This is a genomic window from Leifsonia sp. Ger2509 (genome assembly GCF_055231915.1).
The window spans coordinates 2,314,295-2,337,899 of record NZ_JBUYVB010000003.1; the positions used below are offsets into that span (position 1 = coordinate 2,314,295).

At 68.1% G+C, this 23,605-nt stretch carries 27 protein-coding genes and 1 pseudogene; 23 read left to right on the forward strand and 5 right to left on the reverse strand.

Annotated elements, in window-relative coordinates; all coding sequences use genetic code 11:
- Positions 1–2 precede the first annotated feature (2 nt).
- From ACV7NN_RS11390 to ACV7NN_RS11440, 11 genes are all read left to right on the forward strand, one after another.
- Complete coding sequence (locus ACV7NN_RS11390) at positions 3–425, forward strand: GNAT family N-acetyltransferase (RefSeq protein WP_463349686.1); 423 nt, start codon at positions 3–5, stop codon at positions 423–425.
- Between the two features lie 47 nt (positions 426–472).
- Positions 473–1,399, forward strand: coding sequence for a metal ABC transporter solute-binding protein, Zn/Mn family (locus tag ACV7NN_RS11395; RefSeq protein WP_463349687.1), 927 nt, complete (start codon positions 473–475; stop codon positions 1,397–1,399).
- A gap of 10 nt (positions 1,400–1,409) precedes the next feature.
- Positions 1,410–2,294, forward strand: a complete 885-nt coding sequence (locus ACV7NN_RS11400) for a metal ABC transporter ATP-binding protein (protein ID WP_463349688.1) — start codon at positions 1,410–1,412, stop codon at positions 2,292–2,294.
- Entirely contained in the window at positions 2,291–3,226 is a 936-nt protein-coding gene (locus ACV7NN_RS11405) for a metal ABC transporter permease (protein ID WP_463349689.1), read from the forward strand. The genes ACV7NN_RS11400 and ACV7NN_RS11405 overlap by 4 nt, the downstream gene beginning before the upstream one ends.
- Before the next feature lies 1 nt (position 3,227).
- Positions 3,228–3,623, forward strand: a complete 396-nt coding sequence (locus tag ACV7NN_RS11410; protein ID WP_463351283.1) for a Fur family transcriptional regulator — start codon at positions 3,228–3,230, stop codon at positions 3,621–3,623.
- Between the two features lie 85 nt (positions 3,624–3,708).
- Positions 3,709–4,104, forward strand: coding sequence for a hypothetical protein (locus ACV7NN_RS11415; RefSeq protein WP_463349690.1), 396 nt, complete (start codon positions 3,709–3,711; stop codon positions 4,102–4,104).
- A gap of 170 nt (positions 4,105–4,274) precedes the next feature.
- The gene (rpmB, locus tag ACV7NN_RS11420; protein WP_163288416.1) at positions 4,275–4,511 is read left to right on the forward strand and encodes a 50S ribosomal protein L28; all 237 of its coding nucleotides are present in this window, start codon (positions 4,275–4,277) and stop codon (positions 4,509–4,511) included.
- On the forward strand, positions 4,511–4,678 hold the full coding sequence (gene rpmG, locus ACV7NN_RS11425; protein ID WP_146321261.1) for a 50S ribosomal protein L33: 168 nt from the start codon (positions 4,511–4,513) through the stop codon (positions 4,676–4,678). Before rpmB ends, rpmG begins: the two co-directional genes overlap by 1 nt.
- Positions 4,679–4,681: 3 nt before the next feature.
- Positions 4,682–4,987: a 30S ribosomal protein S14 gene (rpsN, locus tag ACV7NN_RS11430; RefSeq protein WP_463349691.1), complete on the forward strand. Its 306-nt coding sequence runs from the start codon at positions 4,682–4,684 to the stop codon at positions 4,985–4,987.
- Positions 4,988–5,258: 271 nt separating this feature from the next.
- Positions 5,259–5,546, forward strand: a complete 288-nt coding sequence (locus tag ACV7NN_RS11435; protein WP_463349692.1) for an HU family DNA-binding protein — start codon at positions 5,259–5,261, stop codon at positions 5,544–5,546.
- Positions 5,547–5,686: 140 nt separating this feature from the next.
- Complete coding sequence (locus ACV7NN_RS11440; protein WP_463349693.1) at positions 5,687–7,654, forward strand: cytochrome c oxidase assembly protein; 1,968 nt, start codon at positions 5,687–5,689, stop codon at positions 7,652–7,654.
- A gap of 132 nt (positions 7,655–7,786) precedes the next feature.
- Here the strand turns inward: ACV7NN_RS11440 and ACV7NN_RS11445 are convergent, their stop codons facing one another.
- Entirely contained in the window at positions 7,787–8,863 is a 1,077-nt protein-coding gene (locus ACV7NN_RS11445; RefSeq protein ID WP_463349694.1) for a hypothetical protein, read from the reverse strand.
- A gap of 104 nt (positions 8,864–8,967) precedes the next feature.
- Here ACV7NN_RS11445 and ACV7NN_RS11450 point away from each other — a divergent pair, with 104 nt between their 5' ends.
- Entirely contained in the window at positions 8,968–10,242 is a 1,275-nt protein-coding gene (locus ACV7NN_RS11450) for an ATP-dependent DNA helicase (protein WP_463349695.1), read from the forward strand.
- Positions 10,243–10,257: 15 nt separating this feature from the next.
- Here ACV7NN_RS11450 and ACV7NN_RS11455 read toward each other — a convergent pair whose 3' ends face one another.
- Both ACV7NN_RS11455 and ACV7NN_RS11460 read right to left on the reverse strand, forming a co-directional pair.
- Entirely contained in the window at positions 10,258–10,815 is a 558-nt protein-coding gene (locus tag ACV7NN_RS11455) for a hypothetical protein (RefSeq protein WP_463349696.1), read from the reverse strand.
- Positions 10,816–10,847: 32 nt separating this feature from the next.
- A complete protein-coding gene (locus ACV7NN_RS11460) occupies positions 10,848–11,261 on the reverse strand; it encodes a DUF4383 domain-containing protein (RefSeq protein ID WP_463349697.1) in 414 nt (137 codons plus the stop codon).
- A gap of 203 nt (positions 11,262–11,464) precedes the next feature.
- Between ACV7NN_RS11460 and ACV7NN_RS11465 the strand changes: the two genes are divergently transcribed.
- A complete protein-coding gene (locus ACV7NN_RS11465; RefSeq protein ID WP_463349698.1) occupies positions 11,465–12,718 on the forward strand; it encodes a serine hydrolase domain-containing protein in 1,254 nt (417 codons plus the stop codon).
- A gap of 145 nt (positions 12,719–12,863) precedes the next feature.
- Here ACV7NN_RS11465 and ACV7NN_RS11470 read toward each other — a convergent pair whose 3' ends face one another.
- Positions 12,864–13,505 (reverse strand): TetR/AcrR family transcriptional regulator, encoded by a 642-nt coding sequence (locus ACV7NN_RS11470; RefSeq protein WP_463349699.1) that lies wholly within the window; start codon positions 13,503–13,505, stop codon positions 12,864–12,866.
- An 85-nt stretch (positions 13,506–13,590) separates the two neighbouring features.
- Here ACV7NN_RS11470 and ACV7NN_RS11475 point away from each other — a divergent pair, with 85 nt between their 5' ends.
- The 4 genes and pseudogenes from ACV7NN_RS11475 to ACV7NN_RS11490 form a co-directional block, all read left to right on the forward strand.
- The gene (locus ACV7NN_RS11475) at positions 13,591–13,755 is read left to right on the forward strand and encodes a hypothetical protein (protein ID WP_463349700.1); all 165 of its coding nucleotides are present in this window, start codon (positions 13,591–13,593) and stop codon (positions 13,753–13,755) included.
- On the forward strand, positions 13,740–15,155 hold the full coding sequence (locus ACV7NN_RS11480) for a purine-cytosine permease family protein (RefSeq protein WP_463349701.1): 1,416 nt from the start codon (positions 13,740–13,742) through the stop codon (positions 15,153–15,155). The genes ACV7NN_RS11475 and ACV7NN_RS11480 overlap by 16 nt, the downstream gene beginning before the upstream one ends.
- Positions 15,152–16,189: an agmatine deiminase family protein gene (locus ACV7NN_RS11485; RefSeq protein ID WP_463349702.1), complete on the forward strand. Its 1,038-nt coding sequence runs from the start codon at positions 15,152–15,154 to the stop codon at positions 16,187–16,189. Before ACV7NN_RS11480 ends, ACV7NN_RS11485 begins: the two co-directional genes overlap by 4 nt.
- Positions 16,186–17,856: pseudogene (locus ACV7NN_RS11490) on the forward strand (amidase); the annotation flags it as partial. The gene ACV7NN_RS11485 and the pseudogene ACV7NN_RS11490, both read left to right, overlap by 4 nt.
- Positions 17,857–18,236: 380 nt before the next feature.
- Here the strand turns inward: ACV7NN_RS11490 and flgN are convergent.
- Positions 18,237–18,788: a flagellar export chaperone FlgN gene (gene flgN, locus ACV7NN_RS11495; RefSeq protein WP_463349703.1), complete on the reverse strand. Its 552-nt coding sequence runs from the start codon at positions 18,786–18,788 to the stop codon at positions 18,237–18,239.
- A gap of 354 nt (positions 18,789–19,142) precedes the next feature.
- On the opposite strand from flgN, the gene ACV7NN_RS11500 reads away from it, so the two are divergent.
- From ACV7NN_RS11500 to fliW, 6 genes are read left to right on the forward strand one after another with little or no spacing between them, the layout of a single operon-like run.
- On the forward strand, positions 19,143–19,964 hold the full coding sequence (locus tag ACV7NN_RS11500; RefSeq protein ID WP_463349704.1) for a sigma-70 family RNA polymerase sigma factor: 822 nt from the start codon (positions 19,143–19,145) through the stop codon (positions 19,962–19,964).
- A gap of 34 nt (positions 19,965–19,998) precedes the next feature.
- A complete protein-coding gene (locus ACV7NN_RS11505) occupies positions 19,999–20,364 on the forward strand; it encodes a hypothetical protein (protein ID WP_463349705.1) in 366 nt (121 codons plus the stop codon).
- 54 nt (positions 20,365–20,418) lie between these two features.
- On the forward strand, positions 20,419–20,904 hold the full coding sequence (locus ACV7NN_RS11510; protein ID WP_463349706.1) for a flagellar protein FlgN: 486 nt from the start codon (positions 20,419–20,421) through the stop codon (positions 20,902–20,904).
- Position 20,905: 1 nt separating this feature from the next.
- Positions 20,906–22,336 (forward strand): flagellar hook-associated protein FlgK, encoded by a 1,431-nt coding sequence (gene flgK, locus ACV7NN_RS11515; protein ID WP_463349707.1) that lies wholly within the window; start codon positions 20,906–20,908, stop codon positions 22,334–22,336.
- Positions 22,336–23,220, forward strand: coding sequence for a flagellar hook-associated protein FlgL (gene flgL, locus ACV7NN_RS11520; RefSeq protein ID WP_463349708.1), 885 nt, complete (start codon positions 22,336–22,338; stop codon positions 23,218–23,220). Before flgK ends, flgL begins: the two co-directional genes overlap by 1 nt.
- Positions 23,217–23,594, forward strand: coding sequence for a flagellar assembly protein FliW (gene fliW, locus ACV7NN_RS11525; protein ID WP_463349709.1), 378 nt, complete (start codon positions 23,217–23,219; stop codon positions 23,592–23,594). Before flgL ends, fliW begins: the two co-directional genes overlap by 4 nt.
- The last annotated feature ends 11 nt before the right edge of the window (positions 23,595–23,605 follow it).

Below are 23,605 nucleotides of genomic sequence, written 5' to 3' on the forward strand. Positions count from 1 at the left end.
GGATGGTCGAGGTGCGGGTTTCGGATGCGCGCGGGCTGGACGCCGCTGCGGCCCTGGCGCTCTACGAGTCGGTCGGCTGGAGCGCATACACGAAGGATCCGGAGACACTGGAGCGGGCGCTCGCCGGGTCGGCCGCGCTCGTGGTGGCGTTCAATGGTGCGGAGCTCGTCGGGCTCGCGCGGGCGGTGACCGACGGGGCGACCATCCTGTATCTGCAGGACGTGCTTGTGCATCCGGACCACCAGCGGCGCGGGCTCGGCCGCTCGCTGGTCGCCTCATTGCTCGCGGCATACCCGGGCGTGCGCCAGAAGGTGCTGCTCACCGACGATGAGCCCGGCCAGAAGGCGTTCTACGAGTCGCTCGGTTTCGGTGATACCCGCGAGACGCACGGGGGCGTGCTCCGCGCGTTCGTCCGGTTCGACTAACGACAATGGTTTTGACAATCATTATCAACAAGGGTTAGATTTCCAGGGTGCACAATCCCTGGAAGAAGCGATCCCTCGTGCTCGCGCTGCCGGCGCTCGCCGCGGCGCTGCTGCTCGCCGGGTGCGCGGCCGGGACCGGTGCACCAGGCAGCCCTGGATCCGCGACCGTCTCCGTCGTCACGAGCACCAACGTCTACGGCGACATCGCGCAGGCGATCGGGGGCGACGCCGTCCAGGTGACGGCGCTCATCACCAACCCGGCCCAGGATCCGCACTCGTTCGAGGCGAGCGCCCAGAACGAGCTGGCGCTCTCGAAGGCCGACATCGTCGTCGAGAACGGTGGCGGATACGACGACTTCGTCGGCACGATGATGTCGTCGCTGGACAATCCGAAGGTGACCGTTCTGAACGTGGTCGAGCTGTCGGGCAAGAAACCCGACGCCAATGGCGACCTGAACGAGCATGTCTGGTACGACCTGCCGACGATCGCGACCTTCGCCGACCACCTTGCGGCAGAACTCTCGAACGCCGATCCGTCGAAAGCGTCGACGTTCACCGCCAATGCTGCACGTTTCGACGGGAAGCTCGCAGCGCTCCAGGTGCGGGAGACGGCCCTCAGGGGGAAGCACGCCGGCGAAGGGGTCGCCATCACCGAGCCCGTTCCGCTGTACATGCTCGAGGCGATCGGCCTCGTCGACAAGACGCCCCCGGCCTTCAGCCACGCGATCGAAGAAGGGACCGACGTCTCCCCCGCCGTGCTCAAGGACACCACCGCGCTGTTCCGCGACCGTGCGGTGAGGCTCCTCGTGTACAACGAGCAGACGAGCGGCGCCGAGACCGACCGGGTGATCGCGGCCGCGAAAGGCGCGCACGTGCCGACGGTCCCGGTGACCGAGACCCTGCCGCAGGGCAAGCACTACATCGGCTGGATGAGCGGCAACCTCGACGCGATCGCCGCGGCGCTGGGCGAGTAGGGCGGAGAAGATGACCGATTCGGAACCACTCGACCTGGTGCCCCCTCCCGCAGAGCGGCCGGTCGTGCTGCGGCTGCGCGACGCGGACCTCGGTTTCGGCGATCGCACGCTGTGGCACGGGCTCTCGCTCGACGTGCACGCCGGCGAATTCGTGGCGGTCCTCGGGCCGAACGGCTCCGGAAAGACGAGCCTGCTGAAGACGATCCTGGGACAGCAGAAGCTGGATGCGGGGACGATCGAGTTCGACGGCCACGACGTGCGCACCGGCGACCGCCGAATCGGCTACATCCCGCAGCAGAAACTGATCGCACCCGGCACCCCGATGCGCGCGCGCGACCTGGTCGCGCTGGGTGTGAACGGACACCGCTGGGGCCTCCCGATCTCGACCAAAGAGGACCGGCGCCAGACCGAACAGCTCATCGACGCCGTCGGCGCCCGGCGCTACGCCGACGTCCCCGTGGGCAACCTGTCGGGAGGCGAGCAGCAGAGGCTGCGTGTCGGCCAGGCGCTCGCCGGAGACCCGGCCCTCCTGCTCTGCGACGAGCCGCTGCTCTCGCTCGACCTGCAGCACCAGCGCGGGGTGAGCGAACTGATCGACCGCAGGCGGCGTGAGCACGGCAGCGCCGTCGTGTTCGTCACGCATGACGTGAACCCAGTGCTCGGGATGGTCGACCGCGTGCTCTACCTCGCCGGCGGTCGGTTCCGTGAGGGCACCCCCGACGAGGTGCTCCGCAGTGATGTCCTCACCGACCTGTACGGCACGCCGGTCGATGTGATCAGGAGCCGCGGACGCATCGTGGTCGTCGGGATCCCGGATGCGGAGACGCACGGCCACCACGACCACGGCCACGGTCCGCATCCGGAACCGTCCGAGAACCGGGAGCCCGTCGCATGAATGGAACACCCGACCTCTGGAGCCAGCTGTTCGACTTCGCCAATTACGGCGAGCTGCTCGTGCTGGTGCACAATTCGATCCTCGCGGGAGCCGTGCTCGGCGTGGTCGGCGGCCTGATCGGCGTCTTCGTCATGCAGCGCGACATGGCGTTCGCGGTCCACGGGATCAGCGAGCTGTCGTTCGCCGGCGCATCCGCCGCCCTGTTGTTCGGCGTGAACGTGGTCATCGGGTCCCTCGCCGGGTCCCTCATCGCTGCCGTGCTGATCGGCATCCTCGGTGCCAGGGCGCGCGACCGCAACTCGATCATCGCGGTGCTCATGCCGTTCGGCCTCGGCCTCGGCATCCTCTTCCTGGCCCTGTATCCGGGGAGGAGCGCGAACAAGTTCGGCCTGCTGACCGGGCAGATCGTGTCGGTGGACGATCCGCAGCTCGGGTGGCTGATCGCCATCAGTGCCCTCGTGCTCGTCGGACTGCTGGTCATGTGGCGGCCGTTGACCTTCGACAGTCTGGATGCGGATGTCGCGGCATCGCGCGGGGTGCCGGTGCGGTTCATCGCGCTCGCCTTCATGGTGCTGCTCGGCCTCGCCGTCGCCGTGTCGATCCAGATCGTCGGGGCGCTGCTGGTGCTCTCCCTCCTGGTGACGCCCGCCGCCGCCGCAATGCGGATCTCGTCGTCCCCCCTCGCGGTCCCGATCCTGAGCGTCGTGTTCGCGCTGACCTCGGTCGTAGGCGGGATCATGCTGGCACTCGGGGGCTCGCTGCCCATCAGCCCGTACGTGACGACCATCTCGTTCCTCATCTACGTCGTGTGCCGGATCGCCGGCGGACGGCGTGCAAACCGCCGCTCCAGCGCCCGGCCCCGCTCCGGGCGCGCCGGGGCACCGACGGAGGCCGGGCGTCCGGCTCGTGACCTCCAGAAAGAGCTAGCCTGAGATCGTGAAGCGCAACACCTGGCAACGCGAGGCGGTCCGCGACGCGCTGACCTCGACGGAGGGCTTCATCAGCGCGCAGGGCCTCCACATGAACCTGCACGAGGCAGGGTCGCCCATCGGCCTCGCGACCGTGTACCGCGCTCTCGCCGACCTCGCGTCGGAGGGGGATGCGGACTCGCTGCAGTCGCCCGAGGGCGAAAGCCTCTACCGGGCATGCACGACCGGCCATCACCATCACCTGATCTGCCGCAACTGCGGGCTGACGGTGGAGATCGAGGCGGATGCGGTCGAGCAGTGGGCGAAGGCGGCGGCGGCCTCGCACGGCTTCACCGAGGCGCAGCACGTGGTCGATGTGTTCGGCCTGTGCGCCAGCTGTTCCTCCACAACGGCCGCCTGACTCGAGTTATCCACTGAAATCGGCGCTCTACGGCGTTGGTTACCCGGTTGCTCCTACCGTCGCAGTACGGATGCGACAGGCTGGAGTGGTGATCGAAGTGAATGATGCGCAGATCTGGACAGTGATCGGTGTACTGGCGGCGACGCTGCTCTCCGTGTTCGGCCTGATGGTGCTCTTCAGCACGAAGCTCTTGCAGCAATCGGTCGGCCGGGTGCTCGATCGGCTGGATGAGAGATTCGTGGGGCTCGACCATCGCTTCGAATCGATCGACCATCGGTTCGAATCGCTCGATCATCGGTTCCAGGCGATCGACCACCGGTTCGAGTCGCTAGAAGCGCGGTTGACCGACAAGATCGATGCCTTGGATGCACGGATCGGTGTCCGCATCGACGGTCTGGATGCACGAATCAATCTTCTCGACCGCGACGTTCAGGCCATCGCCAACCGCTCATTCGGGGCCGCAGCTGCGGGAGAAGCGTGACTCGGTTTGCAGGTGCGCAGCCATTCAACGTAGTATTGATGTTTGGCTGAGTGGGCCTCTCCCACTCGGATCGTGCGCCAATCCACTTTCTTTCACAAGCAGGTGTGTTGCGCGTGCCGACAAGGGATCTTGGGCGGAGCACTCCTGCTCCGCGGTATTGGAGGAAAACCATGGCAGCAACCTGCCAAGTGACTGGAGCGGTTCCCGGCTTCGGTCACAACATTTCGCACTCGCACCGGCGCACCAAGCGTCGTTTCGACCCGAACGTTCAGAAGAAGACGTACTACGTTCCGTCGCTTCGCCGTAACGTCACGCTCACCGTCAGCGCGAAGGGCATCAAGGTCATCGATGTCCGCGGTATCGAGTCGGTTGTCAAGGACATCCTGGCCCGTGGGGAGAAGATCTAATGGCTAAGCAGCAGGACATCCGTCCGATCATCAAGCTTCGTTCGACGGCAGGCACGGGGTACACCTACGTGACCAAGAAGAACCGCCGCAACGACCCCGACCGTCTCGTGCTCAAAAAGTACGATCCCATCGTGCGCAAGCACGTCGAGTTCCGAGAGGAGCGCTAGACCATGGCCAAAAAGAGCAAGATCGCCCGCAATGAGCAGCGCAAGGTGGTCGTCGACCGCTACGCCGCCAAGCGACTGGAGCTGAAGAAGGCGCTCGTCGACCCGAACGGAACCGACGAGTCCCGCGAAGCCGCACGTGTCGGCCTGCAGAAGCTCCCCCGCAACGCGTCCCCGGTGCGCCTGCGCAACCGCGACGCCGTCGACGGACGTCCCCGCGGAAACCTCAGCAAGTTCGGCATTTCGCGTGTTCGCTTCCGTGACATGGCCCACCGCGGCGAACTGCCCGGTATCACCAAGTCGAGCTGGTAGACAGCACGACTGGTAGACGCGCCAGTTCACTCCAGAGGGGGTGTTCGACTTCGGTCGGGCACCCCTTCTGTCGTCCCGGTCGTCGAAATGCCCCCCGAACGGTGTTCGCAACACGCGTAGACATTGCGAAAAAGCCCGCAAATCCGCGAAAACACGCGGGATTCTGATACATTCAAGGCGGTCAAACCGACCAGACGTAATGGCCCTTCGTGGCCTCAACCGTTCCACTAGAAAGCTGTATTACAGCAAAAAGGTCCGAGGAGGACACTCAATGGCTGACAAGTCGCTGAACAAGACCGAGCTCGTTGCCGCAGTTGCCGCTGCATCCGGTCAGAGCCAGGCCGCCGTCGGTGGCGTGCTCGACGCATTCTTCGCCACCGTCGCGGAGACCGTCGCAAACGGTGGCAAGGTCACCATCCCCGGCTGGCTCGCTGCTGAGCGCACCGAGACCGCTGCTCGCACCGGCCGCAACCCGCAGACCGGCGCCGAGATCGCCATCCCGGCCGGCCACCGCGTCAAGCTGACCGCGGGCTCGAAGCTCAAGGCTGCCGTCAAGTAGTAGCTCACGCTTTCGACGAGGGGGATGCCGCAGGCCGGCATCCCCCTCGTTGCTTTTCCCGGGGGACGCGACGCTCGCGCGCTCTCCACAGCTCTTCGGCTGTGTGCCTGCTCACAGCAGGCACGACATAGGCTTGATCGGTGCCCAGAGTCATCCGCCTAGCCGGCCCCGTCGTGCTCGTGGTGGTGGCATTTCTGGCTCTTTTCGCGGCACTCGGCTTCGGCGGGGGCGCCGCCGCACCTCTCCTGGCGGACCCTGGGGCCCTGGTCCGGTACGGACTCCCCACGGCGAAGCTCGTCGTCAACCTGAGCGCAGCCGGCACGATCGGAGCACTGCTCCTCACCTGCTTCGCGCTCAGCCCGCGGCAGCCCGAATTCAATCGCACGCTCGACATCGCAGCCGCATCCGCCGCCGTGATGACGGTGGCCAGCGCCATAACGGGCCTGCTGACGTTCGTGAGCGTGACGGGCATTCCGCTCTCCCTCGACCAGACGTTCACCGACGGGCTCAGTTCGTTCGTCACGAGCGTCTCGCTCGGTCAGGCGTGGCTCGGCACGACGCTGATCGCTGCCGCCGTGACGGTCCTCTGCTTCGCTGTGCGCAATCAGACCGCGCTCGCCTTCGTCACCGCCCTGGCGCTGCTCTCGCTTCTTCCGATGGCCCAGCAGGGGCATGCGGCGGGCACGGCCGGTCACGATGCCGCGATCACCGCGCTCGGTCTCCACATCGCCTTCGCGGCGATCTGGCTGGGCGGCCTGCTCACCGTCGTGCTCATCCGCAAGACCCTCGACGGCGCACGGCTCGTGCCCGTGATCGAGCGGTACTCGACGCTCGCGATCGTCTGCTTCGTCGTGGTCGCGGCATCCGGCTATGTGAGTGCTGAACTGCGCATCGGCACGCTCGACAAGCTGGCGACGCCCTACGGAATCCTGGTGCTGGTCAAGGTCGCAGCTCTCGTGGCGCTCGGAGTCTTCGGGGTCGCACAGCGGCGGTTCCTGATCGGGCGATTGCAATCCGGCGCGAAACGCAGCACGTTCTGGTGGCTGGTGACCGCAGAGCTCGCCTTCATGGGCGTGGCCTCCGGTGTCGCAGCTGCCCTCGCCCGCACGGCGACCCCGGTCGCCCAGACCCTCGGCAGTGCGCCGACCCCCGCCGAGATCCTGACCGGCGAGAAGCTGCCCCCGGAGCTCACCTTCGCCCGGTACTTCACCAGCTGGAACTTCGACCTGCTCTGGGTGCTCGGCTGCGGCTTCGCGATCTTCTTCTACCTGGCTGCGGTGCGCCGGCTGACCAGCCGCGGCGACCGCTGGCCGATCCACCGCACGATTCTCTGGATCGCAGGCATCGCCCTGCTGTTTTACATCACCTCCGGCGGGGTCAATGTGTACGAGAAGTACCTCTTCTCGACGCACATGCTCGCCCACATGGTGCTCACGATGATGGTGCCGCTGCTGCTCGTGCCGGGCGCGCCCATCACCCTGGCGCTCCGGACGATCCGCAAGCGCACCGACGGGTCACGGGGCGGCCGCGAATGGATCATGCTGGCGGTGCACTCCCGTGTCGCGGGAGTCCTCACCAACCCGATCGTGGCGGCGGTCCTCTTCGCCGGCTCGCTCTGGGCGTTCTACTACACGCCCCTGTTCCGCTGGGCGACGACCGATCACATCGGTCATGAGTGGATGATCACGCACTTCCTCATCACGGGCTACCTGTTCGTGCAGTCGCTCATCGGTATCGACCCCGTGCCGTACCGCCTGCCGTACCCGTTCCGGCTGGTCCTCCTGCTCGCAACCATGGCCTTCCATGCGTTCTTCGGGCTCAGCATCATCACCTCGTCCAGCCTCCTGCTCGCCGACTGGTTCGGCGCTATGGGGCGCACGTGGGGGCAGCTTCCACTCGCGGACCAGCAGACGGGAGGAGGAATCGCCTGGAGTATCGGCGAGATCCCGACCGTCATCCTCGCGATCGTCGTCGCGGTCCAGTGGAGTCGCAGCGATGCGAAAGAGACCAAGCGACGCGACCGCAACGCGGATCGCACGGGTGAGGCCGAGCTGAACGCCTACAACGAGCGACTCGCTCGCCTGGCAGAACACGACCACAGCGGCTGACCCGCTCGCACGGATCGCAGGCGTTCTGGCCCAGCGCCCGTGTCTGTGCGCGTGCGCTCGGTTGTGACGCGTGCGCTCGGACCTAACGCGTGCGCTCGGGTGTGACGCGTGCGCTCGGGCGGCACGGACGCGTCAGCCGGCGACGACGATGTCGAGTGCGCCGTCCGGCCGGATGACGATGCTCGACAACGCGACGGAGAACGGCTCGTCCGAGCTGCGCGTCGAGATCGTCCCGTCGAACAGCGACTGCACCGTGACCTGCAGGTGCGCGATCCCCTCCGCCGGAGCCATCTGCCAGCTGTTCGCGCCGGCCACGATGTTCACCGGTGGATACCGGACGATGGACCAGGCGGGTGTCCCGACCACCCGGTCGTCGATGACGACACCGAACGGGCATCCTGCCGGCTGCAGCACGGGCTGCTTCGCGCACTCGTCGAGGAAGCCGTCGAGCTGGGACTCGACCTTCGAGATGAACTCCGATGTCGGCTGGGCCACCACCGAGACGCTGGCGACGGCCCCCGGTTTCTGTGCGAGCAGGGAGGCCGTGTCGGCGTGCAGATACATCGACGAGTGCCCGAGCCGGTAGATTCCTGGCGCGAAGACCAGGTAGTCAGCTTTGGTCGTGAAGGCTTCTGCCGGCTGGGTCGGATCGGCGGCCCGGGTGTCGAGGGTATGGCCGGCGACCGTGAACGTCCCGGCGTGCTCCACCGTGACCGCCGCGTCCGCGAGCGGCGTCGTCGCGAACCTCCACAGGGGAAGGATGCCGGCGATGCTCCCGGTCTGCTCCACGCGGAACGTCGACGAGACCGGGGTTCCGTCCACCACAGCGTCGAACGCCACCTGGTGGACGCCGTCCGAGAGTTCGTCGTCGTGAAGGATACGCACGCTAGAGATGTCGGCCAGGACATCCGACCGCAGGAGCTCACGCGACGGGGCATGCGGAAGGCCCGCCGCAGCAAGGGCGGCATCGGACGCGTCGACGCCTGGCATTGCGAGCGCGGCGCGTGCGTCGTGACGGGCGAGTGCATCCAGGTAGCCGGTGACGAAACCGGACGGGCTGTACACATCCCGCTGCAGGATGCCGATCGCCGCAACGAACGCGACGAGCAGGAGTACGCCGATCCCGGACCAGAGCAGCACCACGGCGGTGCGCGGCGGCGCTGGGGCGGGTGGATGCGCGGGAGCGCTGACCTCGGCGACCTCAGGCATGAGGCAATCCTAGGATGCGCTCACAGGCCGGGCGTCGAGGGGCTCCGCCGCGCTCGGAGCGGGATAGGCTGAACGGGCTTCTCATCGCAGGAAAGGGGACGCAGGTGGGCCAGCTCCCCCTCTCAGCCGAGCAGGCGGCCGTGTACGAGCTCATCGAGAACACGCGCGAACACGTCTTCGTGACCGGGCGCGCGGGCACGGGAAAGTCGACCCTGCTCAACCATCTCTCGTGGAACACCGAGAAACAGCTGGTGATCAGCGCCCCCACCGGGGTGGCGGCGCTCAACGTCGGTGGCCAGACCATCCACTCGTTGTTCCGCCTGCCGATCGGTGTCATCGCCGATCACGACATCGATCAGAGCGCCGAACTGCGCAAGCTGCTGAACACGATCGACACCCTCGTGATCGACGAGATCTCGATGGTGAACGCCGACCTGATGGACGCGATCGACCGAAGCCTGCGCCAGGCGCGGCAGCGGCCGTACGAGGCGTTCGGCGGCGTGCAGGTGGTGCTGTTCGGCGATCCTTACCAACTCGCGCCGGTCCCCGGGGATTCGGATGAGCGGGCCTACTTCGGCGACACCTACCGGTCGATGTGGTTCTTCGATGCGAAGGTGTGGAGGGAGACGGAGCTCAAGATCGTGGAGCTGACCGAGATCCACCGGCAGCACGAGGCGGACTTCAAAGCCATGCTGAACGCGGTTCGGCACGGGCGCGTCACCAAGGAGATCGCGGACCGGCTGAACGAGATGGGTGCGCGGCCGGCCCCCGACGCCGGAACGATCACGCTGGCCACCCGCAACGACGCTGTCAATCGCATCAACTCCACAGCGCTTCGCCAGCTGCCCGGGCGGGCATTGACGGCGAAAGCCGAGGTCAGCGGCGATTTCGGTGGGCGGGCTTTTCCCGCGGACGAGGTGCTCGAACTGAAGGTCGGCGCGCAGGTGATGTTCCTGCGGAACGACGCGGGCACCGGCGACGGACCGCGCTGGGTGAACGGCACGATCGGCACGGTGACCCGCATCGACTCGACGGTGTATGTGGATGTGGACGGCGACGTGCACGAAGTCGAGCCGGCGATCTGGGAGAAGTTCAAATACTCCTACTCCCCCGTGACCAAGAAGCTGACGAAGGATGTGGTGGCCGAGTTCACCCAGTTCCCGCTGCGGCTCGCCTGGGCGGTCACCATCCACAAGTCGCAGGGGAAGACGTACGACAGCGCGATCGTCGACCTGGGCGCGCGGGCGTTCAGCCCGGGCCAGACGTATGTGGCGCTCAGCCGCATCACTTCGCTCGAGGGACTGTACCTCACCCGCCCCCTGCGTCCGAGCGACATCATGGTCGACGCGGACGTCGAGCGCTTCATGCGCGAACGCTGAGGCGCCGCACCCGGGTCAGTGGTGGTGGCCGCCGTCGTGCAGGAGGTGCACGCTGACCGCATCCGCGCCGGGCCCGGTCGCGCCGAGCGCCGGCACGGTGACGAGCGTGACCGCAGCAGCACTCAGCAGCAGGCCGGCGACGAAACGCCCGGCAGATACCTGTGGTGCGCTCCTGCCACCCGCACGCCGGATGCTCGCCACCAGCGTCAGCGCGACGGCCAGATCGAGGGCGCTGGCCACGAACAGCGGGAACGCCGGGAGGTCCGCGAAGGCCGGGGAAACCCCGAAGGTCGCGCCGGCGGTGGCGACCGTGGCCCAGCATCCGACGGGGAGCAGCGCGACGAACCTGGCCTGCCGTGCGAACGGCGCACGTTCGCGGGCCAGGCACGCGACTGCCCAGGCCACTTCGGCAGCGCCGAACGCGACCAGGACGACGAGGGCGGGCACCCCCGCGCCCGCCCCCGTCGCGAGATGGAGCAGCCCCGCTCCAAGGGATGCCGCGGCGAGCCAGGCCTGTGTCACCGAGGCCGTCGGCACTCCGGTCGGACCGGCGAGCACGGAGGTCGGCGACACGGGATCACCCCCTCGGCCCGCCGCGGCGGTACTCATGCGACCGCGGCCGAATTGCGGGTCGCACGCTCCGCCCCGAGACCGACTCCCAGGAGCACGATCGCGGATGCGAGGTGGAGGAAGTGGTCAGGCGTGTTCAGGGCGAGGATGTTCGCGCCCGTCCCCGCCAGGAAGAACCCGACGATTCCGAGCAGCAGGTAGGCGGCGCCGATGACGATGTTGACGGTTCGCGCGGCCACGACGCTGACCAGCCCGGCGATCAGCAGGGCGGCGCCGATGAGCAGGTGGGCGATGTTGTGGAGCGGGTTGACCTCGAAGATGCCGAGGATGAGGCCTCCCTGTGTGGCGACGAACCCGACGCCGCCGGTGTAGGCGAAGCCGAGCGCCCCGACGAGTAGATAGACCGCTCCGAATATGGTCGCGATCAGGCGGTTTGGTGATGTTCGCATTTCTCGATTCCTCCTAGTGTCAGCACGGTTCGCGCCGTACAGGAGTTATTCGGAGGAGGCTCCCGATCGGATTGGAGCCGAAACGTTATGCGCATGCCGCTCGCGGGATCCCATACTGGCCATCTCGGTTTAGAATTCTGGCTAGTTAGTGCAACAACCATCGGGGGATGGGTATGGTTCGGGGCTTTCGTGGGGCGAAGCGGGTGACCGCTGTCGCACTGGCGAGCCTTGTCGCACTCGTCCTCGGAGCGTGCACTCCGTACGCGGACGCGACGGCGAAACTTCCGCAGCAGGCTCAGGGTGCGTTCCCCTCGGCGATCGAGGGCCGGCTCGAGACCGCGGTGACGGATGCGATGAAGCTGGCCGGTGCATCCGGAGCGCTTGTCGGCGTGTGGGCCCCATGGTCGGGCAGGTACACGGACGGCCTGGGCACGACTGCCCTCCGAGGATCGGACCCGGTGACCGCCGACATGCATTTCAGGATCGCGACGAACACGACGTCGATGACCTGCTCTGTGCTGCTGTCCCTGGTGGATGCGGGCACGGTGAAACTCGACGACCCGGTCGCGCTGTACCTTCCGCGCATGATCGGGGTGAGCGGGATCACGTTGCGCGAGCTGTGCCAGAACACCTCGGGCATCGGGGACTTCGCGCCGCAGCTGAAACCCCAGTTCGTCACGAACCCGGTGCGGCAGTGGCCGACGATGGAACTGCTCAGCGACGGGCTGGCGACGAAACCGGCCGGGTCGCCCGGCCAGGTCTACTACGCGTCGCAGGCGGGCATGGTGTTGCTCGGCATGGCGTTGCAGGCAGCGACCGGCATGAGCTGGGCCGACCTCTACCGGCATTACGTCTTCGACCGGCTCGGGATGTCGCACTCGAGCTTCCCCGACCCGGGCCAGGTGTCGATCCCCTCGCCGCATCCGTTCGGCTACGCCACCTCGCTCACCGACACAGGTGTTCTCCAGTGCGGGACGACCGTGGACGAGACGGCGCTGTCGCCGTCGATGGCCTGGACCGCCGGGGGAGCCGTCTCGACCATCACCGACCTGAAGACGTTCGTTCAGGCGTTCGCGACCGGTTCGCTCATCTCGGCGAAGTCGGCGAAAGCCCAGGAGACGGGCGTCCCCCTCGGCAATGGCGCCCCCTCGTGGCAGACCTACGGACTCGGGATGCTGAAACTCGGGCCGCTGCGCGGGAACGTCGGCGAGATCCCCGGCTTCATCTCGGCCATGTTCGCGGATCCGGTGAGCGGATTGACGGTGGTCGTCGCGCTCAACAACTCGTCGGCCGGGGCGGGGTTCGCGCAGGAGCTCGCGCAGCAGCTGGCGTCGATTGCATCGAAAGCGCCCGCGAAGTCGGGGACGAAGGCGATCGTCGCCCTGCCCTGGTCGGAGGCGCAGGCCGTCGCGGCCATGAAGGCCGCGGCCCCCTGCCAGCCGGCCCCCAAGAAGTAGCGCGCCGAGCAGCCCCCCGTCGAGCCCGTCGCCGAGCTCGAGTGCGATCCGTCGAGCCCGGCGGCCGAGCCGTTGAGTCCGGGAAAAGTTCGCTCAATTCGGCAGAATCAGCAGCCTTTTCCCGGACTCGACGCGCAGAGAGCGTCTAGGCGCGAGCGGGCGCGGAGGCGGTGAGGGCACCCGGCGGGAGGCCCAGTTCGTGCTCGATGGCGTGGGCGATCAAGCGTCCGCGCGAGGGCGCGTCCCGGAAGTGCACGAGCGACTGCGCGTTGAGGCCGTCGATCATGCCGAGCAGCTGCCAGGCGACGGTGCCCGGCTCGTCGGTCGTGAACTCGCCGGATGCGCAACCGGCCACCAGGACGTCCGTGATGAAGGCCTCCCAGGCGTCCATCTGGGTGCGCACGGCTGCCGCGAGCACCTCGTTCCGCCGGCCGAGACTCCACGCGTCGACCCAGACCAGCGTGAGGTCGTCGCGGCTGCCGTCCTGCAGGGTGTCGATCAGCCGGGAGAGGCGTTCGGTGGAGGTCGGACACGTAGCGATCAGCGATGCGACGTCGGCCAATTCGGCCGAAACGACCGCAGTGAATGTGCTCGCGACCAGCGATTCCATGCTCGGCTGGTAGTGCGCGACGAGCGCGGGCGTCACGCCGACGTGCGCTGCCACGCCCCGCAGGGTGACCGTCGTCAAGCCCCCGGAGAGTGCGATGCTGCGCGCCGCATCCTCGATCTCGGCAGCGCGTTCCGACGGCGACTTCCGCTCGGCCCTTCTGCGGTCTGTGCTTGACATCGTCCCTCATTGTATATAGCGTCGCCTCATCTTATTGATCAATTGATCAATAGAAAAGTCCGATGACGGAATGAAAGGCGACACGATGAGCACGCCTGCAACAGAGACCGCCGCACCGGCCATCTTGGCCGTGACGCATGGAGTCGACGCCGTCGGCCGCATCGAGAGTCGCGGGATCGACTACATCCCGCCCGCGGAGCGCCACGGCACGCCCGGCTCGCTGTTCTGGTGTGGATGTCGGCCAACGTGATCTACCTCTACTTCGTGCTCGGGGGCGTCCTCATCCTTCTCGGCCTGCCGATCTGGCAGGCGCTGCTGCTCACCGTGCTCGGCAACCTGTGGTGGATCGCGGTCGGCTGGCTCGCCATCAGCGGTCCGGCCTCGGGCACGCCGAGCGTCGTCATCATGCGCACCATGTTCGGCGCGCGCGGCAACAAAGTGTTCGGCGAAGCGCTGGGAGTTCTGATCGGCATCTTCTATGAGATCCTCAACGTCACCTTCGCCACGCTCGCAGCCGTCGCGCTGCTCCAGCACGTCGGCATCGACGTCTCGCCCGGCGCCGAATGGGGAGTCCTCGCCGTCGTGACCGTGCTGAGCTTCGGCATCAGCGTCTACGGTCACGGCACGATCCTGAAACTCAGCCCGATCTTCACCGCCGCGCTCGTCGTCTGCTTCATCCTGCTCGCCGTCTTCGTGTTCGGCGCGGCCGACTTCTCGTACACGCCGCCGCCGGTCTCGTCGGGCGAGAACTGGGCGCTCCTGCTGCTCGGGTTCGCGATCATGGCCTCCGGCCCGCTCTCGTGGGGGACCAGCGCCGACTACGCCCGCTATCTGCCGAAGAACGTGTCGAAGCGAGCCGTGGTGCTGTGGACCGCCCTGGGCGGCTTTCTCCCGGCCGTGCTGATCTCAGCGCTCGGTGTCGTCGCCGGCACCGCGATCGACATGACCGACCCGCAGGTCGCGATCGCGAAGATCGTTCCCGGCTGGTTCTACCCGGTCTTCCTTTTCGTGATCGTGCTCGGCAGCATCACGAACAACGTGCTCTGCGCCTATTCGACCGGTTTGTATGCCCAGGCCCTCGGGTTGCGCATCCACCGGGCGTGGACCGTCGTGATCTGCGGTGTCGTGGTGGCCGCCGCATCCGCTTACCTGCTGTTCGCGACGCCGAGCTTCCTCGACACGCTCAACGCCGCGATCGAGCTGAGCGTCGCGGTGCTCGCACCGCAGATCGCGATCTACGCGGTGGACGTGTTCGTGCGCCGCAACCGCTACGACGGGATCGCGTTGAACGACGAGACGAGGAACAGCCCCTTCTGGCACAGTTCCGGATGGTACTGGCCGGGGGTGATCGCGATGACCGTCTCCGTCGCCGTCGCTCTCCTCATGGTCAACACCACGATCTACGAAGGACCGATCGCCGTCGCTCTCGGTGGCGCGGACATCTCTCCGATCGTCGCCCCGCTGCTCGCCGGCGCCCTGTACGCTCTGCTCTGGTACACGACTGAGCCATACCGCACACCCGCCTACCGTCCCGTCGACACCGATGTCGACGACGGGGCCGACACGGACACGGCTGCCGAGGGCGCTGCTCTCGGCGCAGGTCCCGTCGATCCCGACGCGGTGGCACAGCTCGAGGAGGTAACCGCATGACCTGGAAGATGCCCGCAGAGACCGCGCCGCACGAGCGGATCTGGATGGCTTTCCCCCGACCCGGGGTCACCCTCGGCGAGCCGGGAGCCGAGGCGGACGCCGGCTACGAGGCGTGGACGTCCGTCGCCCACGCGATCATGGAGTTCGAGCCGGTGACCATGGTCGTCGACCCGGTCGAACGGGACCGCGCCCGCCGGATGATCTCGTCGCAGATCGAGCTGGTGGAGGCTCCGCTCGACGACTTCTGGATGCGCGACTTCGGCCCGACGTTCGTGTTCGACGAGTCCGGCACGCTCGGCGCCGTCGACTGGATCTTCAACGGCTGGGGCGCGCAGGAGTGGGCGAACTGGGGCAACGACCGTGAGATCGCCCGGTTCATCGCCGGGCTGACGGATGCGCAGCTCGTCTCGTCGACGCTCGTCAACGAGGGCGGCGCCATCCATGTGGACGGCGAGGGCACCATCATCGTGACCGAGACGGTGCAGCTCGACCCCGGCCGCAACCCGTACGCGGACAAGCAGCGCGTCGAGCTCGAACTGGAGCGCACGATCGGCGCCACCACCGTCATCTGGCTGCCGCGCGGGCTGACCCGCGATTACGAGGAGTTCGGCACGCGCGGCCACGTGGACATGATCGCGGCGATCCCGTCGCCGGGCACGCTGGTGCTGCACCAGCAGCAGAACCCTGCACATCCTGATTTCGAGATCTGCCGCGACCTCCGCACCTTCCTGGAGGGCACGCGCGACGCTGCGGGTCGCGAGTGGAACATCGTCGACCTTCCGGCTCCCGAGACGCTCACCGACGACGAGGGCTTCGTGGACTGGAACTACGTCAACCATCTCGTGGTCAACGACGGCGTCATCGCCTGCGGCTACGGCGAGGAGAAGGCGGATGCGCGGGCGCGCGATCTGCTGGGCGAGGTCTACCCCGGCCGTTCGGTGGTCACGGTGGATGCGCGCGAGATCCTGGCGCGCGGTGGCGGCATCCACTGCATCACCCAGCAGCAGCCGGTCTGGCAGGGGGCGGGCGCATGAGCGGCGCCCCGGCGTTCACCGTCGTCGAGGCGACGATCGCCGACCTGCGCGCGGCCCTCGAGTCGGGCCGCGTGACGAGCGTCGACCTGGTCGCCCGCTACCTGAACCGGATCGCGGCATATGACCGGCACGGCATCCGGCTGAACGCCGTGCCCGTGCTGAACCCGGAGATGTTCGCGGATGCGCGGGCTTCGGATGCGCGCCGGGCACGCGGCGAGACGCTCGGGCCGCTCGACGGCATCCCGTACACCGCCAAAGACAGTTACAAGGTGCGGGGCCTCACGGTCGCGGCCGGATCGCCCGCGTTCCGCGACCTCGTCGCCACGGACGACGCCTTCACGATCGCCCGCCTGCGCGCAGCGGGGGCCGTGCTCATCGGCCTCACGAACATGCCGCCGATGGCCAACGGAGGGATGCAGCGCGGGGTCTACGGGCGCGCCGAGAGCCCGTACAACGGCGACTACCTGACCGCCGCGTTCGGCTCGGGCTCGTCGAACGGGTCCGGCACGGCCACGGCCGCGAGCTTCGCCGCCTTCGGGCTGGGGGAGGAGACCTGGTCGTCGGGCCGCGCGCCCGCGTCGAACAACGGGCTGGTCGCCTATACGCCGTCGCGCGGTGTCATCTCGGTGCGCGGCAACTGGCCGCTGGTGCCGACGATGGATGTCGTGGTCCCGCACACGCGCACGGTCGACGACCTGCTCGCCGTGCTCGACGTGATCGTGGCCGACGATGCCGAGACGCGCGGCGACTTCTGGCGCACGCAGCCCTGGGTGCAACTGCCTGCGGCGTCGGAGGTGCGGCCGCACTCGTATGCTGCGCTGCGCAACGATGACGCGCTGCGGGGGCGCCGGGTGGGCATCCCCCGCATGTACATCAACACGGACAGCGGTGCGCGCGAGCCGATCGCGACCCGTGCATCCGTGGTCGCCCTGTGGGAGCAGGCTCGCCGAGACCTGGAGGCGGCGGGCGCCGAGGTGGTCGAGGTCGACTTCCCGGTGGTCTCCAACTACGAGAAGGACCGGGACGGCGCAGAGTCGATGGTCGACCGCGGGATCGTCCCGGAAGGTTTCGCCGACCGCGAGCTCTGGGAGCTGTCGATGCTGGCATGGCACGACTTCCTGGACGCGAACGGCGATCCCGCGCTCCACGCGCTCGCCGATGTCGACGGTCCCGCCATCTTCCCGCAGCCGACCGGGGCGCTGCCCGACCGTTACGGGGACTTCGACTTCGACGTCGCCGACTACGTCACGCGGGCGCGAGCGCAGGGGATCACGCCGCTGGAGCGCATCCCGCTGATCGAGGAGGGCATCCGCGGGCTGGAGCAGACGCGCCGGGTCGACCTCGAGAAGTGGATGGACGCGACCGGCCTCGATGTCGTCGTGTTCCCGGCCGTCGCGGACGTGGGGCCGGCGGACATGGACGTCAACCCCGCCTCCGCCGACCTCGGCTGGCGCAACGGGACCTGGGTTGCGAACGGCAACCTCGTGCCGCGCCACCTCGGGATCCCGACCGTCACGGTGCCGATGGGGGTGATGGCCGACATCGGGATGCCCGTCGGGCTCACGTTCGCGGGGAAGGCCTACGACGACACGGACCTGCTGCGGTACGCGTCGGCGTTCGAGGGCAGCGGCGCTCGCCGGATCGCGCCGGCGCGGACGCCCGCGCTGTTCGGCGGTGCTGATGTGCCCGATGCCGGTGGGGGCGTGGCCGACGGTGGCGGCGAGCCCATGAATGCCGCGAGCGGTCCGGATGTGCGGGTCGCGGCAGCGGTGGGGGAGCCGGACGCCGACGGCACGGTGACGATCGCGATCGAGGGGTCGGTCGTCGCGTCCGCGCCCGTCCGCGACGTCTCGGTGTTCGTGAACGGTGCGGTCACCGACGCGAGTCGCGACGGTGACCGGTTCCGGGCATCCGCCCTCGTCGCCGCCGCAGAGCACGAGGCCGTGCACAGCGAGTGGCGCGAGCCGTACGGGAGCGTCATCGTCGTGGTCGCCCACGACGAGACTGGCGCGGCCGGCGCCGCGTGGACCGTTGCCGGCGGGATCGCCTAGCGGAGGAAGTCCTCCAGCGCGGGCTGCAGCACGCGCGCGGTGACGGTCAGGGCGAGGCGGTAGCCGGCGTCGCGCGTGGCAGCTTCGAGTTCTGCGTCTGCGTCGGGCACCCCCGACTCGTTCCTCGCAGCCGCCGCGCCCGATCCCGCGCCGTCGCCTGCGTCCTGGGGCCGTTGCAGAGCGGCGCGGAGAAGCCTTTGGCAGGTCGCCGCGGCGCCGCGCACCTCGTCCGCGAGTCCCGTGAACGCCTGCAGGTGGGAGTCGAGCAGGTCCGCCCACACCCCGGGGGGCGCTGCAGCGACCAGCTCGCGCAGGCCGGCGTCGGGTGAGCATCCCCACTCCTCGGCGACCTCCGAGACGTCGATCGCCCGCCCCAGACCGGCCGCGCTCATCCGTTCGAGCACCTGGTCGATCTCCTTGGTGGCCTGGGGAACCCAGCGCGACCGCTCATCGCCGACGAGGAGTTCCAGCTCTTCGAGCTTGAAGAGCAGCAGTTCGATGAGAGCGCGCTCCTTCCAGAGCTGCGCCGAGAGTTCGGTCGCTGCCACGAAAGCCTCCGTCCTCCCCGGGTGGAACCCGGCGGCATCCCTCACCGCGGTATATCAGACTCTACGATCCCGGCAGCCTCCCGCGCCAGAAAATCACCCGCGAACATGCCGGAAAAGGCGCCGCAGAGGGGCACATATCCCCCATCCCGGTATCGCCCGATCTGGGGGTACATTGCGCCCCGTAGTGGGGGAGACCAGACCCCTCGGGATCGGCCGAACCGTTGTTAGCGTGATCAACGAGCGAATACCCGGCGCTCATGTTCGGTACCCGACCCTGACCGAGCATCCATCGTCCGATCACATGTTCCGAGTCTTCCCTGGCCCGGAGAAACAGACGCTCAAGGGGTCGCCCGCGTGAACCGAACAGAACGCAACAAGCTTGTCACCGAGAACCTGCCGCTCGTCGGGTACCTGGTCTCCGACCTGTGCGCCCGCGCCTCTCACCTCTCGCGCGACGACCTGGCATCGGCCGGAGCGCTCGCGCTCGTCACAGCGGCGGATGCGTTCGATCCGACCCTCGGCATCCCGTTCGGTGCCTATGCCCGCAACCGCATCGTCGGCGCATTCGCCGACGACATGCGTTCCAGCGACTGGGCGACCCGCTCGGCGCGCAAGCGCATCAAGGAGACGCTCGCCGTCCAGGAGAGCCTGACCGCGGCGCTCGGGCGCACGCCGGACGTGTCGGAGATCGCCAACGCGCTCGGCGTGGACCGTGAGACGGCGGCAGCCGCCCTCTCCGATGCGTCCCGCACGGTCACCACGATCGACGACAGCACGGCCGACCTGCTCGTCTCCCCGCTCGCCTCCCCCGAGGAGACAGCGGTCGAACGCGAACAGACCGCCTACCTCCGGGCCGCCGTCGAAGCGCTCCCCGACAAGATGCGATTCGTCGTGCAGGCCATCTACTTCGAGGACCGCTCCGTCAAAGAGGTCGCGGAAGAGCTCGGGATCACTCACTCGGCGGTCTCGCAGCAGCGCTCCGAGGCGATCCGCCTCATCCGTGAGGGGATGACCACCCACTACGCGAACGAGGGTGAAGCGGCCGTCATCGAGGCGAAGACGACGCAGGCGCGGCGGAGCGCCTACCTGGCCCGGCTCGCACAGCACGCCGCCGTCGCAGGTGTCGCGCGACTCGGTCTCGAACACGTCCACGCGCGCACCGCATCCGCATCCTGAGCACCACCTCTTACTCACAGCAAGGAGCAAGATCATGCAGGAACCCACCGAAGCCCTCGACGAGGCCGGCGCCGGCGCAACAGACGGCGACGAGCTCCTCGACCCCTTCGTGCCCGTCCGCAGCTGGGACGACGCGCTCGCCCGTTTCGAGGTCGAACTCCAGGTCGCGGTCGAACGCGCGACCCACCCGGTGCCGTGGCGGCCCCCCATCGCGCTCGGCCCCATCCCGGCGGAACTCGTCGAGCGTGCTGCGCGCATCCTGGAGGCCCAGCTGCACGCCATCCGCTACCTCGAAGACGTGCGCCAGACGCACGCGCGCCACGCTGCGGCCATCGACACGGTGCACGTCGAGTCCGCACCCCACCCGGTCTACTTCGACCTTCTCGGCCCACTCACCTAACATTTCCGCCGCGCCTGCCGAGAGTCGATCTCGAACAGCTTGGGAGGCCGGTGCATGGGCGCGAATGAACTCTCTGCGTCGCTGTGGCGGGAACGGAACCTCTTCGAGATCCTCGAGTACAAACTCGAAGTGGAGCACCTGCTGCTCACGGCGGGGAACTCGAAATGGATCGGCCGTGTCACCGACGAGATCGACGACGTGGTGGGTGCGCTGCGAAAGCTGAACCTCATCCGCGACCTCGAGATCGAACGCCTCGGCGAGGAGTGGGACATCGACGGCCGGCCCTCGCTGCGCGAGATCGTCGAAGCGGCGCCGGATGCGGTCTGGGCGGACATCTTCGCGGCCCACCTCGGGGCGCTCCTGGAGCTGGCCGGGCGCATCCACACCCTGCGGGACACGAACTCGCACCTGCTGCGGTCGGCCATCCGGTCGACGCAGGAGACGATCTCGTCGCTCGACGCGACACTCAGCACGTACGATTCGCGCGGTCACAGCGGCTTCCAGCCCGCAGGCGCGCAGCTACTGGACAAGGACATCTGAGATGAGCACCTTCGGCGGGCTGAGCGTCGCATACTCGGGACTCCAGGCGGCGCGCGCGGCCCTCGACGTCACCGGCCAGAACATCACCAACGCGGGAACGACCGGATACACGCGGCAGAACCTGACGACGATCGCCGCCTCCGCGCCCGCGTCTGCGACCAGGGTCACCCTGTCCCTGCCGTCGGCGGGCCAGGGCGTGACCATCACCGGGGTCGCGCGGATCGGCGACCTCTTCCTCGACGGGGCGGTGCGCAACGCGGCCGCGCAGTCCGGATACGCGGGCGTGCAGAGCAGCGCGCTCACCTCGCTCGAACAGTCCTTCAACGAACCGGGCGACAACGGCATCTCGTCGCAGCTCCAGACCTTCTGGGCGTCCTGGCAGGACCTCGCCAACCGGCCGGGGGACCCGGCGACCGGTTCGGTGGTCATCCAGAACGCCGGCGTGCTCGCGACGACGATCGCGACCGGGTACAAGGCCGCCGACACGCAGTGGACCAACGCGCGCGCGCAGATCAACGGCCTGGCGGCGGAACTCAACACGACCGCCGACCAGGTCGCGACGCTGAACCGGAGCATCCGGCAGACGCTCGCAGCAGGCGGAACCGCCAACGACCTCATCGACCAGCGTGCACAGCTCACGGCGACCATCGCTCAGATCGCCGGGGGGAAAGTCGTCGAACGGACCGACGGGACGGTCGACGTCACCGTCGGCGGCAATCTCCTCGTCTCCGGCACGGACGCCAACCACGTGCAGGTCACGGGCGCGACGAACCTCGTCGGGGCGGCCGCATCCCCCGTGCAGCTCGAATGGGTGCAGCGTCCCGGCCAGAGCGTCGGACTGGACAGCGGCGAGCTCGCGGGCGCGCTGGCGCTCGTGGCACCGGCGAACGGGACCGGCACCGGCGGACCCCTCGCGGAGACGGCGGCCAGCTACAACCAGCTGGCGACTGCGCTCGCGACCCAGGTGAACAGCATCCACAGCGCGGCGGCGACCACCGACGGTCGCACGGGGCTCGCGTTCTTCGCGGTCGCCGTCGGCGGCCCTGCGGCACTCGGCCTGAGCGTCGTCCCGACGACCGCAGCGGACATCGCTGTCGGCGCACCAGGCGGTGGGGCGCTCGACGGTTCAGCGGCCGACGCCCTCTCGCAGCTCGGTGTCGCGGCCGGCTCGCCGGACAGCATCTGGCTCAACGTCGTCAGCTCGGTCGGCGCGCAGGCGAAGTCGGCGATCCAGCAGTCGACGCTCGCCGACGGCGCGCTCAAGACGGCGACAAGCAACCAGGCGTCGGTCGAATCCGTCGACCTCGACGAGGAGAACATGAACATGCTCACGCAGCAGAAGTCCTACCAGGCGGCGGCGCGCGTGATGACGGCGGTCGACGACATGCTCGACACGCTCATCAACAAGACCGGCCTCGTCGGGAGGGCCTGATGATCGGCAGAGTCACCAGCCAGACGATCTACAACGACAATGCGCGCAACCTGCAGACGGCCATCTCGAACCTGTCAGCGGCACAGAACACGGCGACCACCCAGTCGAAGCTGAACCTTCCGTCGGACGACCCGTCGGCCGTCGCAGCCGCACTCCAGGTGCGTGGCGCGCTCAAGTCCAACGACCAGTACGGGCGCAACATCAGCGACGCCAACGGCTGGCTGACGAGCGCGGACAACGCCCTCTCGCAGACCTTCAGCCTGCTCAAGAGCGTGCGCGACAGCGTGATCCAGGGGGCGAACGGATCGATGTCGCAGTCCGCGCGGAACGACATCGCGACCCAGCTCGAGTCGACCAGGGACGCCCTGATCGGCCAGGCGAACACCACCTACCTCGGCCGCTCGATCTTCGCGGGCAGCTCGGATGCGGCCCAGGCGTTCACGACCGCCGGATACGGCTTCAACGGCACGGCGGGCAGCAGCGTCAACCGCCGCGTCGGCGACGGTCAGACGGTGCGCGTCGACGTCGACGGATCGGCGGTGTACGGCAGCGGGGCGTCGTCGATGTTCAGCGACCTCGACACGATCATCAACGACCTGCGGACCGGCGGGAACCTCACCGGAGACATCAGCCTGGTGGATGCGCGGATGCAGTCGGTCTCGACCGCGCAGGCCCAGGTCGGCTCGCAGCTCTCAGCCGTGCAGGACGCGCAGTCGGCCAACAGCAGTCAGCTGGCGATGCTGCAAGGAAAGAAGAGCGATCTCGAGAATGTGGACACCGGGCAATCTATTCTGAATCTCACGATGATGAACAACGTGTACACCGCATCCCTGATGGTCACGGCGAAGTCGCTGCAGACGAGCCTGATGGACTTCCTGCGATGACCGCGCTCCTGGAATTCGTGGACCCGATCCTGGGAATGACCGGGCTCGTCGACTTCGGCCTCAGCGAGGTCGTCGGCGCGGAGCGGCTGTACGCGCTGCGCTCGGCGGACTCGCCCGACCTGCGGCTCTACCTGCTCGACGGCGCCACGCTCCACGACTACGAGCCCGAGCTCAGCGACGACCAGGTCGCCCGGCTGGAGTTGTCGTCGCCGGCGGATGCGGCGGTCTACGTCGTGATCAACCCGGCTCCCGCGGCGATGACGGTGAACCTCCTCGCTCCGATCGTCGTCAACGTGAAGACGAGCAAGGCGGCGCAGTTCATCCTCGACGACAACCGGTGGGGGATCAGCGTTCCGCTGGCCGACGTCGCCTGACGGCGCGTTCG

Excerpts from the sequence above, each read along its gene's own strand:
- ACV7NN_RS11390 (WP_463349686.1), top strand. The coding sequence starts at position 3 with ATGGTCGAGGTGCGGGTTTCGGATGCGCGCGGGCTGGACGCCGCTGCG.
- ACV7NN_RS11400 (WP_463349688.1), top strand. The coding sequence starts at position 1,410 with ATGACCGATTCGGAACCACTCGACCTGGTGCCCCCTCCCGCAGAGCGG.
- ACV7NN_RS11405 (WP_463349689.1), top strand. The coding sequence starts at position 2,291 with ATGAATGGAACACCCGACCTCTGGAGCCAGCTGTTCGACTTCGCCAAT.
- rpmB (WP_163288416.1), top strand. The coding sequence starts at position 4,275 with ATGGCAGCAACCTGCCAAGTGACTGGAGCGGTTCCCGGCTTCGGTCAC.
- rpmG (WP_146321261.1), top strand. The coding sequence starts at position 4,511 with ATGGCTAAGCAGCAGGACATCCGTCCGATCATCAAGCTTCGTTCGACG.
- rpsN (WP_463349691.1), top strand. The coding sequence starts at position 4,682 with ATGGCCAAAAAGAGCAAGATCGCCCGCAATGAGCAGCGCAAGGTGGTC.
- ACV7NN_RS11435 (WP_463349692.1), top strand. The coding sequence starts at position 5,259 with ATGGCTGACAAGTCGCTGAACAAGACCGAGCTCGTTGCCGCAGTTGCC.
- ACV7NN_RS11445 (WP_463349694.1), bottom strand. The coding sequence starts at position 8,863 with ATGCCTGAGGTCGCCGAGGTCAGCGCTCCCGCGCATCCACCCGCCCCA.
- ACV7NN_RS11460 (WP_463349697.1), bottom strand. The coding sequence starts at position 11,261 with ATGCGAACATCACCAAACCGCCTGATCGCGACCATATTCGGAGCGGTC.
- ACV7NN_RS11470 (WP_463349699.1), bottom strand. The coding sequence starts at position 13,505 with ATGTCAAGCACAGACCGCAGAAGGGCCGAGCGGAAGTCGCCGTCGGAA.
- ACV7NN_RS11475 (WP_463349700.1), top strand. The coding sequence starts at position 13,591 with ATGAGCACGCCTGCAACAGAGACCGCCGCACCGGCCATCTTGGCCGTG.
- ACV7NN_RS11480 (WP_463349701.1), top strand. The coding sequence starts at position 13,740 with ATGTCGGCCAACGTGATCTACCTCTACTTCGTGCTCGGGGGCGTCCTC.
- ACV7NN_RS11485 (WP_463349702.1), top strand. The coding sequence starts at position 15,152 with ATGACCTGGAAGATGCCCGCAGAGACCGCGCCGCACGAGCGGATCTGG.
- ACV7NN_RS11505 (WP_463349705.1), top strand. The coding sequence starts at position 19,999 with ATGCAGGAACCCACCGAAGCCCTCGACGAGGCCGGCGCCGGCGCAACA.
- ACV7NN_RS11510 (WP_463349706.1), top strand. The coding sequence starts at position 20,419 with ATGGGCGCGAATGAACTCTCTGCGTCGCTGTGGCGGGAACGGAACCTC.
- flgK (WP_463349707.1), top strand. The coding sequence starts at position 20,906 with ATGAGCACCTTCGGCGGGCTGAGCGTCGCATACTCGGGACTCCAGGCG.
- flgL (WP_463349708.1), top strand. The coding sequence starts at position 22,336 with ATGATCGGCAGAGTCACCAGCCAGACGATCTACAACGACAATGCGCGC.
- fliW (WP_463349709.1), top strand. The coding sequence starts at position 23,217 with ATGACCGCGCTCCTGGAATTCGTGGACCCGATCCTGGGAATGACCGGG.